Source organism: Falsiroseomonas sp. RANM36, from assembly GCF_056682175.1.
The window spans coordinates 257,787-260,659 of sequence record NZ_JBWXTD010000005.1; the positions used below are offsets into that span (position 1 = coordinate 257,787).

At 76.3% G+C, this 2,873-nt stretch carries 3 protein-coding genes; 2 read left to right on the plus strand and 1 reads right to left on the minus strand.

Annotated features, from left to right (window positions below):
- On the minus strand, positions 1-441 hold a 441-nt coding region (locus tag AC1MIR_RS19180), incomplete at its 3' end, for a hypothetical protein (RefSeq protein WP_480029789.1).
- A gap of 79 nt (positions 442-520) precedes the next feature.
- Between AC1MIR_RS19180 and AC1MIR_RS19185 the strand changes: the two genes are divergently transcribed.
- Both AC1MIR_RS19185 and rfaE1 read left to right on the plus strand, forming a co-directional pair.
- Positions 521-1,219: a metallophosphoesterase gene (locus AC1MIR_RS19185; RefSeq protein ID WP_480029790.1), complete on the plus strand. Its 699-nt coding sequence runs from the start codon at positions 521-523 to the stop codon at positions 1,217-1,219.
- A 100-nt stretch (positions 1,220-1,319) separates the two neighbouring features.
- Positions 1,320-2,780, plus strand: coding sequence for a D-glycero-beta-D-manno-heptose-7-phosphate kinase (rfaE1, locus tag AC1MIR_RS19190; protein ID WP_480029791.1), 1,461 nt, complete (start codon positions 1,320-1,322; stop codon positions 2,778-2,780).
- Positions 2,781-2,873 lie beyond the last annotated feature (93 nt).

Genomic DNA, 2,873 nt, shown 5'->3' on the forward strand with positions numbered 1-2,873 from the left:
GATGCGGGGCGGGGCGCCCGGGCGGGCTTGTGGCTCTGGGGGGGGGGGGGGGGGGGGCCGGGGGGGGGGGGGGGGGGGCCCCGCCGCGGGGCCGCCGGCGGCATAGTCCAGCAGCGCCGCCGCATCCTGCTCCAGCGACCAGATCAGCGTGCCGGCCGGGCCGACCAGGCGTTCCAGCAGGCGGCGCAGCCGCTCCGCGCGCATCGCCTCCGCGCCGCCCAGCAGCAGGTCGCCGCGCGGGCCGTCCAGCACCTGCCCGCCGGCGGCCAGCGCGCCTTCCTGCAGCAGCGCGCGCGCCACCTTGCGCCGGTGCGGCGCGGCTTCCTCCACGCGCAGCACGACCCGGCCCGGCGCGCCGAGCAGGCGGCGCCGCGCCGGCAGCAGCCGTGGCGCAGCGGCGTCCGGGATCCTCGGAAGGGGCTGGGGCGGCGTGCCGGTCATGTGTCTCCCGCCCCGGCCGTCGGATGGCGACCTTCTGCCGCGGGCGGGCTAGCTTGGCGCGGCGATGATTGCGGAATCCTTGTCGCCCGGCTGGCTGCCGCCGGGCCTGCGCGTCTATGCGATCGGCGACGCCCATGGCTGCGCCGCGCGGCTGGCCGCGCTGCACGACCGGATCGCGGCGGATGCGGCCGCGCGCCCGGCGGCGCGGGTGCTGCTGGTGCATCTCGGCGACTATGTGGACCGCGGCGAGGACAGCGCGGGCGTCATCGCCCTGCTGCGCGGCCCGCCGCGCGTGCCGGGCGCCGGGGTGGTGAACCTGATGGGCAACCACGAGCAGATGATGCTGGCCGCGCTGGACGGCACGGCCGATGCGCGCCGCGTCGGGCTCTGGCTCGACAATGGCGGCGGGCCGACGCTGGCGAGCTACGGCGCCGACCCCGACGACCCGCGAAGCTGGCGGCTGGTGCCGGAGGGCGACCTCGGCTGGATGCGTCGGCTGCGCCCGAGCCTGGCGCTCGGCGGCTATTTCTTCGCCCATGCCGGGGTGCGGCCCGGGGTGCCGCTGGACCGGCAGGACCCGCTGGACCTGGCCTGGATCCGCGAGCCCTTCCTGTCCTGGCGCGGCGACCTGCCGGCGGTGGTGGTGCATGGCCACACCCCCGCCGATGCGCCGGAGGTGCTGCCGCACCGGATCGGCCTGGACACCGGCGCGGTCTATGGCGGGCCGCTGAGCTGCGCCGTGCTGGAGGGCGAACGGGTCGGTTTCCTGGTCGCCTGAGGCCGGGCTGCCGCCTCCGCCGTGTCACACTGCCTTGCCTTCGATGCAAAGGGTGGGGTAACGCCATTCCATGCAAGGCCCCGCGCCCGGCGATCGCCCGATGCCCGAGATCCCAGCGGGCGACCTCGCGGATGCCGTCCGCCAGCTTCGCCGCGCCTCGGTGCTCGTGGTGGGCGACGCCATGCTCGACCGCTACGTCTATGGCCGGGTGCAGCGGGTCAGCCCGGAAGCGCCGGTGCCGGTGATCGCGGTGGAGCGCGAGGTCGCGATGCCCGGCGGCGCCGGCAATGTGGTGCGCAACCTGACCGCGCTCGGCGCCGCGGTGGCCTTCATCTCCGTGGTGGGCGACGACCAGGCGGGCAGCGACCTCACCGGCCTGATCGGCGGCCAGCCCAATGTCGAGCCCTGGCTGCTGGTGCAGGGCGGCCGCGCGACCACCACCAAGACCCGCTTCATCGCCGCCGGCCAGCAATTGCTGCGCGCCGACCACGAGCAGTCCAGCGCCATCCATGAGCGGCTGGCCGAGCGCCTGGTCCGCATCGCCGCCGATGCGGTGGCGGCGACCACGGTGATGGTGCTGTCCGACTACCAGAAGGGCGTGCTGGCCGGGGACACCTGCCAGCGCCTGATCGCCGCCGCGCGGTCGGCCGGGCGGCGCGTGGTGGTGGACCCCAAGGGCGGCGACTACGGGCGCTATGCCGGCGCCGACCTGATCACGCCGAATCGCGCCGAGCTCGCCCAGGCGACCGGCCTGCCGGTGGACAGCGAGGAGGCGATCGTCGCCGCGGCCGAGGCGCTGCGCACGCGCCACGGCTTCGGCGCGGTGCTGGTCACCCGCAGCGAGGACGGCATGACGCTGGCCGAGCCCGAATGCGTCCGCCACTTCCCGGCGGAGGCGCCGGAGGTCCACGACGTCTCGGGCGCCGGCGACACGGTGGTGGCGGTGGTGGCGGCGGGGATCGCGGCCGGCCTCTCGGTGCCGCTGGCGGCGCGGCTGGCGAACATCGCGGCCGGCATCGTCGTGGGCAAGATCGGCACCGCCGTGGCGCGCGAATCCGACCTGCTGGAGGCGCTGACGCCCGAGCGCGGCGCGCTGCGCAAGGTGATGGGCCGCGCGCAGGCGGTGGAGCAGGTGGAGCGCTGGCGCCGCCGCGGCTGGCGGATCGGCTTCACCAATGGCTGCTTCGACCTGCTGCACCCCGGCCACGTGCACCTGCTGGAACAGTCGCGTGGCTGGTGCGACCGGCTGGTGGTCGGGCTGAATTCCGATGCCAGCGTGAAGCGCCTGAAGGGCGCGTCCCGCCCGATCCAGGGCGAGGCGGCGCGCGCGGCGGTGCTGGCGAGCCTCGCCTCGGTGGATTGCGTGACCGTCTTCGAGGAGGACACGCCGGTCGAGCTGATCCGCCTGCTGCGCCCGGACGTGCTGGTGAAGGGTGCCGACTACACGGTGGCGCAGGTGGTCGGCGGCGACCTCGTCGGCGAATGGGGCGGCGTGGTCAAGCTCGCGCAGCTGCTGCCCGGCCAGAGCACGACCGCGACGGTGGCCAGGATCAAGGGCTGACACCAGGTCCCGCGGGTCGCGGCCCGCGCCCGCCCCCCGCGGGCGCACACGGACGGCCCCCCCCCGCGCGCCCCGCCCCGCGGGACGCCCCCC

Excerpts from the sequence above, each read along its gene's own strand:
- rfaE1 (WP_480029791.1), top strand. The coding sequence starts at position 1,320 with ATGCCCGAGATCCCAGCGGGCGACCTCGCGGATGCCGTCCGCCAGCTT.